Raw genomic sequence first — 7582 nt, forward strand, 5'->3', positions numbered from 1 at the left:
GCAAAGAATGCGCTGCAGCGCGGGCCCCTGCCCGTTTGCGCACCGGCAGGGTCCCCTCTCCCTGCCGCTGCCGCTGCCGCTTCCGGGGCGTTATGGCGTCTGTTGTGGCTCCTGATCCTCTGACCAGGGCTCAAGGAAAACCACAGGTGCGGCTCTCCTTTGCCCGTTAGCATGCGGTATGGGGACCGTGGAGGACATGTGCCGGTCAGCGGCACGAGAGAACGCGTTGCGGGAAGCTCCGGGCCGGGCTGTCATCCTGATCCGGCCCGCCCCGGTAAAGGTGCGTTTCGTCACCGGGAACGCCATCGCCTACACCGTCACGCACGTCTTGGTTGAGTGGGCCGCTGCCGGGGAGTATCAAGTCCGGTGGGAAGCGAGCTGGCTGGTAAAACGGGTTCAAAATGGCTCGTAGCCTTTTCAGCACCAGGTGCGGCTACCCGGGCGCCCGGCCCTGCCTATACGTTCAGGCAAGAGAGCCGATGCGGAGGAGACTCCAAGCAGCCAGTGGCATCCCTCGGGAAAACCGAAGTACCACGTAGTGCCTTCGGAAAAATCGAGTACCTCCTACGCATGCGCGGCCGCGGCTGGTGCTCCTACTCTCATACTCATGGGTGGCACGCCGGGAACGGCGGCCCCCAGTGCTCCAGGGGCAGGTCATGTCGATCTGTTCTCCTGCGAAGTTATCGCCGCGCACGGCCTCTTGTAGCTCTGGAAACGGGCGCTGGTGCTCATGTTTCTGACTCCCGATAGGACGTCATTAAGTACGGTTCCCTGGCGAGGAAATCCATGGCGAACTCAGACCCTGGCCTTTCACCGGGCCCGGCACCGGTCTTCTTCGATCCGAGCGGAAACCGGTGGCGCAGAATCCTAAGTTCGTCGCTGGCCGCGGTGCTGTTGGTGGTTCTGTCCGTAGTTTCGATTCTGCCCGGTGCGACCGCTCCGGTGTGGAAGGGGCAGCAGAATCAGAGTGCCGACTACCCGCGGCGATTGCTGTCAACCCAGGACCTGGAGAATATTCCCAGGATCGGCTTCGAGGATGGCTTCGCCATCGACCGGATCGCGCTCGTGGAGGGAAACGACGGCAAGGTCCTGCTCAAAGATCCCTTCAGCGGCACCATCTGGAGGGAAGCCACCGCTGGCGAGGCACAAGTGATCGGCGACAGCCCCTATGTCATGGAAACTCTTGGCATGCCGGCAGACCGCACGCTGATGCTGACCTTCGACGACGGGCCGGACCCGCGGAACACCCCGGAAATCCTGGACCTGCTGTCCCGCGAAGGCGTGCCTGCGACGTTTTTCTCGGTCGGTGACAACATCGTCAAGTACCCGGACATCTTCCGGCGCATGACCCGCGAAGGCCATATGGCCGGCAACCACACCATGTCCCACATCGACTTCTGGGACCACGACGACAACTACAACCGTCAGCAGATCATCGCAGAGGACCGGGTCATGCGCGGCGCGGACAATTACGAATCCAGGTTGTTCCGGATCCCGACAGGCGACCCGGAAAACAACACCCTGGCGCTTCTGCAGGCCCAGCAGCTGGGCTACCTCCACATCAACATGGACCTTGACACGCGGGACTGGGAATACGCACCGGGAGCTCCGATTCAAGTGCCCGAGCTGGACGGCCAGGGACACATCGTCCTGGTCCACGACGGCGGCGGGAACCGCGCCGCCACGATAGAAATGCTGAAGACCTTCATCCCGCAGGCCAAAGCGCAGGGCTACACGTTCTCCACTGTGGAACCCCTGCTGCCGACCGAATACGTACCCCAGAACAATGTCACTGCCACCGTGGAGGACAACGCGACTCTGGCGGCGTTCACAACGTTGTTGGTCACCCCGAATGTTGTGCTGAGTTGGTTGTTCTGGTTTGGCATCGGCTCCCTGACCACCCTGACATTCCTGTACGTGGTCCTCGCGCTGATCAACAATTCCCGACAGAGAAAGCGCCTCTGGGACGCCATCGAGGAGAAAGACTGGCCTTTCGTCAGCGTGGTCCTGCCGGTCTTCAACGAGGAACTCGTCGTGGCCAAGACGCTGGACGCCCTGAGAGCCAGCGACTACCCCCGCATGGAAGTCGTCGCAATCAACGACGGCTCCACTGACGACACCCTTGCGGTCCTTATCGGCTACGCCAGAACATGGCCGGAACTCCGCGTCATCGACCAGCCCAACGGCGGTAAATCAGCGGCCAGCAACCACGGGATAGCACAATCCCGCGGAGATGTCGTGGTCACCCTGGACGGGGACACACTGTTTGAACCCCAGACCATCAAGATGTTTGCCCGGCACTTCTGCGCACCCCGGAACGGCAAGAAAGTCGGAGCGGTTGCAGGCCACGTCAAAGTCGGGAACCGCCGCAACCTCATTACCGCCTGGCAAAGCCTTGAATACCTCTCCGGAATCTGTGTCACCCGCATGGCGGAGGGCCTCATGGGAGCGATCTCCATATGTCCCGGCGCCTGCGCAGCGTGGCGCCGGGAAGCACTCGTCCAAGCCGGAGGCTACTCCCACGACACGCTCGCTGAAGATGCCGACCTGACCCTGTCCCTGCAGCGTCTGGGCTACAGCATCGTCCAGGAGAACGCGGCCGTCGCCTGGACCGAAGCGCCCATGACGGTCCGGGGATTGTTCAAGCAGCGGCTCCGCTGGACCTATGGCAACATCCAAACCCTCTACAAACACCGCTCCATGCTCTTCAACCCCCGGTACGGGGCACTCGGCATGCTCACCATGCCCTACGCACTGGTCTCGGTGCTCGTCCCGCTGATCTTCATGCCCCTGACAGTCATCGTCGCCGTTAACAGCCTGGCCCGCGGAGAATGGCAGGCCGTCGCAATCTTCTCGGCGTTCGTCGCCGCAACCCACATGCTCATCTCAATCGTGGCGGTGCTGATGGTCCGTGAGAGCCTCCTTCACCTGCTCGTGGTCCCCATCTACCGGCTGATCTACGAACCCCTCCGCGCCTACGTCGTGTTCGGATCCGTCGTTCAGGCCCTGCGCGGTTCCGCCGTCGGCTGGTACAAACCCGAACGCACAAACAGCGTCCTGCTCCCGGCCGCACCCGGGCAGATCGGACCCCTCACTCCCGGTGCGATCTGAGCGCACGGGCGGTGTCTTGGCGAAGGCGCCGCCGCCGAAAGGGGGGACAAGCAGCCGTACCTGACCCGACGCAGGCATTGCGTGGAAACATCGCCGCCGACCCTCGCAACGGGCCCTATAGCAGCAACAAACAGCCCGGGTTATAGTGATCCACCCCGACGAGTAATCAACAAGAATCAAATAGGCGACATCGACATGACCATTTCCCGTTGTTGGAGCAGGTTCCTCGTCCCACCCCTCCGTCTCCGGGATTCGCCTGCACACGGCGCAGTGACCACGGTCCTGTCCTTTATCAGCTCCGATCCCGCAAAGCTGCGAACCGTCCTGGGACGGTTTCTATGATCTGGAGCAGGCTAACGACGAGCTGGATCTCGACGCGCAGGTGGACACTTCCGCGAGGCCGGCAATGACATCGCCGTCTCCGTCGGAGGGAAACTCGGCACCGAACTGGCCGTGGCCTGCACCGACAGCGATGCCCTGGTCCGGGCCTATGCAGCGGTCATCACAATATACGGGCTCGACATAGTGGACCTCGATATCGAAGGCGCGGGTTTAGCCGATCCTGCCGCGGCAAAGAGACGTGCCGCTGCCATCGCACGGATTCGAGGGTACCCATCGGAGGCTGGCCGCGCTGTATGAGAAGACAGGTAAACCGCTCGACCCTGCTGCCCTGTGGAATAAGATCGGGCTCACGCCCATGGTCGGGACGAACGATGTCAAGGGCCAGGTCTTCACCCTGGAGGATGCTGAAGGACTGAGCAGCTTCGCGTTGGAACGAGGCATCGGGCGGATGTCGATGTGGTCACTGAACAGGGACACCGGCTGCAATCCTTCCATCGAAGGGCAGCTGCGCAACGGGGTTTCCAATAACTGCAGCGGCGTGAAGCAGGAATCCGGCATGTTCGCGGAATTGCTGGGAAACGCATACACACGCTGATCAGGCGGCCGATCGCCGAAAAGACGCGGACGCCGGCCCGCCCGGCGGCCGCCCTGCCCGAGGGTTCCGCGCAGCGCCCGGTTCCATTTCCAAACTCCCCGTCCGGAACTAGACTGGGCACACATGGCTGCCTCCGGCACGCCGTCGCGCCTGCCCGGTGGGAGTTCAATGCGGAACCTGATCCATCCGGCAGTTCCCGGTGGTTACACTGCGGAGCTGCGCCAGCTGTATGCCAGCGCGGCCCATGAGCAGCTGGACACGCCGGGCCTCGTGTTCCCGGAGGCACATAAGCTGCCGGGGCTCAGCAGCCTGATCCAGGAATCGTGGCGGCGCTCGGCGCAGCTGCACGCGAACCCCGACAACCCCGAGGCCCCGCTGGCCATGGACCGCGAGGAACTCGAAGAATACCGGCGGCAGCATCCGCTGGCCGCGATCATGCCGGTCATCCACAAGCTCCTCGTCCAGCCGAGCCATGACAGCGGGATGCTCGTGGCCGTGGGGGATGAGCTGGGCCGGCTGCTCTGGGTGGAGGGCGACGCCGCCCTGCAGCGCCGGGCCGAGGGCATGATGTTCGTGGCGGGCGCCGACTGGTCCGAGGCCACCGTGGGCACCAGCGCGCCGGGCACCGCGCTCGCCCTGGGCCGGGGCATCCAGATCGCCGGCGCGGAACACTACAAGCGCTCGGTCCATCCGTGGAGCTGCACGGCGGTGCCGTTCCACGATCCCGATTCCGGGGCCCTGCTGGGCGTCGTGGACATCACTGGAACGGAGTCCGCGGTGGCCCCGCACACGCTGTCGCTCGTGCAGGCCACCGTGGCCGCGGCGCAGGCGCAGCTGCGGATCGAACGGCTGCAGCTGGCCGCCGCCGCGCAAACGTCGCCGGTACGACGGCGGAGCTCCACCGCCGCTCCGGACTCCGGCCGGGACGGGTCAGCGGCCGGCAGCCTGTACCGGAACAGCCTTCAGCTCCTGGGCCGGGACCAGGCCCTGCTCAGCATCGGCGGCCGCACCGTGGCGCTGTCCGCCCGGCACAGTGAAATCCTGGCCCTGCTCAGCACCCATCCGGAAGGGTTGAATGCCGAGGAACTCTGTTCCCTGCTGTACGCCGGGGATGCCTCGACGACGACGCTGCGGGCCGAGATGGTGCGCCTGCGGAAGATCCTGCAGCAGCTCAACCCGGAGGCCGTCCCGCAGTCCCGCCCGTACCGGCTGCCGTTGGACCTGGTTCCGGACGCCGGCCAGGTCCTGAACTGCCTGCAGCGCGGGGCCCACCGGATTGCCCTGGAAATCTACCGTGGCGCCGTGCTGCCCCGCTCGGAAGCGCCCGGCATCGCGGAGCTCCGCCACCGGGTCTCCTCCCTGCTGCGCGAAGCCCTGCTGACGGACGGCAGCGCCGAGGCGCTGCTGAAGTACGCTGAGCTGCCCGAGGCGAGGGACGACGTCGGGGTCCGGACTGCAGCGCTGAAGCTGCTGCCGCCCCGCTCGCCCAAGCGGGCCGCCGTCGTCGCCGATCTGGAACGGCTGGAAACGGAACTCAGCGCCTGACGGGGTGCGTGGGCTGAATCACACGGTTGCAACCTGACTGCAACCTCCCGGCTCCTACGCTGGGTGCAACGGCTGCCGCCATCATCTGGCCGCCAATCTTGCACAGCAAAGGAGCTAGCAATGACTGTTTATGCCCAGCCCGGTACCGAGGGTTCGAAGGTCACATTCAAGGACCGCTACGAGAACTGGATCGGCGGCGAATGGGTGGCCCCGGTCAAGGGCCAGTACTTCGAAAACATCACCCCCGTCACGGGCAAGGCCTTCTGCGAGGTCGCCCGCGGCACCGCCGAGGACATTGAGCTGGCGCTGGACGCCGCCCATAAGGTCGCACCGTCCTGGGGCAAGACCTCCGTCGCCGAGCGCGCCGCCATCCTGAACAAGATCGCCGACCGGATCGACGAGAACCTCGAGATGCTGGCCGTCGCCGAGTCGTGGGACAACGGCAAGCCCATCCGCGAAACCCTCAACGCCGACATCCCGCTCGCAGCGGACCACTTCCGCTACTTCGCCTCCGCGGTCCGCGCCCAGGAAGGCCGGCTGTCCCAGCTCGACGACGACACCACCGCCTACCACTACCACGAGCCCCTCGGCGTCGTCGGACAGATCATCCCCTGGAACTTCCCGATCCTGATGGCCGTCTGGAAGCTCGCCCCGGCGCTCGCCGCGGGCAACGCCGTCGTCCTCAAGCCGGCCGAGCAGACGCCGGCGTCGATCCTGGTGCTGATGGAACTCATCGGCGACCTGCTGCCCGCCGGCGTGCTCAACGTCGTCAACGGCTTCGGCGTCGAGGCGGGCAAGCCGCTCGCCTCCAGCCCCCGGATCCGCAAGATCGCCTTCACCGGCGAGACCACCACGGGCCGCCTGATCAGCCAGTACGCCAGCCAGAACCTGATCCCGGTCACCCTGGAGCTCGGCGGCAAGAGCCCCAACATCTTCTTCAACGACGTCGCCGACACCAATGATGCGTTCTACGACAAGGCCCAGGAGGGCTTCGCCCTGTTCGCCTTCAACCAGGGCGAGGTCTGCACCTGCCCGTCCCGCGCGCTGGTCCAGGAGGACATCTACGACTCGTTCATGGCCGACGCCGTGGCCCGGGTGGAGAAGATCATCCAGGGCAACCCGCTGGACACCAACACGCAGCTCGGCGCCCAGGCCTCCAACGACCAGCTCGAGAAGATCCTCTCATACATCGACATCGGCAAGCAGGAAGGCGCCAAGGTACTCACCGGCGGGGCCCGCGCCCGGCTGGAGGGCGACCTGGCCGGCGGCTACTACGTCCAGCCGACCGTCTTCGAGGGCCACAACAGGATGCGGATCTTCCAGGAGGAGATCTTCGGCCCGGTGGTTTCCGTGACCAAGTTCAGCGACTACAACGACGCCATGGGCATCGCCAACGACACCCTCTACGGCCTCGGCGCCGGCGTCTGGTCCCGCAACGGCAACGTCGCCTACCGGGCCGGCCGCGAGATCCAGGCCGGCCGGGTGTGGGTCAACAACTACCACGCCTACCCGGCGGGGGCGGCGTTCGGCGGCTACAAGTCCTCCGGCATCGGCCGCGAAAACCACTCCATGATGCTGGACCACTACCAGCAGACCAAGAACCTCCTGGTCAGCTATAACGAGAACAAGCTCGGCTTCTTCTAGGCCGCACTGAACCCGGACGGGGCGGATCAAGGAGTGATCCGCCCCGCCCGGCACGATTGGTGCACCTCAGGGAAAGAACCGGCTCCCCGCGCACGCCTCAGCCATATCAAGCTTGAACTACGCAAGGATTTCGCCAATGACGACGACAATGCAAGCAGCAGTAGTAACCGAATTCGGCAAGGATCTTCAGATCCAGACCCTCCCCATTCCCGTCCCGGGCCGCGGTGAGGCACTGGTCAAGGTACTGACCACCGGCGTCTGCCACACGGACCTGCACGCAGCCGCGGGCGACTGGCCGGTGAAGCCGGCACCGCCGTTCATTCCCGGTCATGAAGGGGTCGGCGA

At 65.0% G+C, this 7582-nt stretch carries 5 protein-coding genes; all 5 read left to right on the forward strand.

Going from position 1 to position 7582, the window contains the following annotated elements; translation table 11 throughout:
• Positions 1-786: 786 nt before the first annotated feature.
• Positions 787-3111 (forward strand): bifunctional polysaccharide deacetylase/glycosyltransferase family 2 protein, encoded by a 2325-nt coding sequence (locus J9611_RS09615; protein ID WP_211879643.1) that lies wholly within the window; start codon positions 787-789, stop codon positions 3109-3111.
• Between the two features lie 580 nt (positions 3112-3691).
• Positions 3692-4048 (forward strand): glycoside hydrolase family 18 protein, encoded by a 357-nt coding sequence (locus J9611_RS09620; RefSeq protein WP_211879645.1) that lies wholly within the window; start codon positions 3692-3694, stop codon positions 4046-4048.
• Between the two features lie 168 nt (positions 4049-4216).
• Positions 4217-5593, forward strand: a complete 1377-nt coding sequence (locus tag J9611_RS09625; protein ID WP_211879657.1) for a GAF domain-containing protein — start codon at positions 4217-4219, stop codon at positions 5591-5593.
• A 120-nt stretch (positions 5594-5713) separates the two neighbouring features.
• Positions 5714-7237: an acetaldehyde dehydrogenase ExaC gene (gene exaC, locus J9611_RS09630; RefSeq protein ID WP_211879647.1), complete on the forward strand. Its 1524-nt coding sequence runs from the start codon at positions 5714-5716 to the stop codon at positions 7235-7237.
• Between the two features lie 136 nt (positions 7238-7373).
• Positions 7374-7582 (forward strand): alcohol dehydrogenase catalytic domain-containing protein (locus J9611_RS09635; RefSeq protein ID WP_211879651.1); only part of this gene is annotated, 209 nt, incomplete at its 3' end.

It is taken from the genome of Pseudarthrobacter albicanus, assembly GCF_018224015.1.
GTDB lineage: Bacteria > Actinomycetota > Actinomycetes > Actinomycetales > Micrococcaceae > Arthrobacter > Arthrobacter albicanus.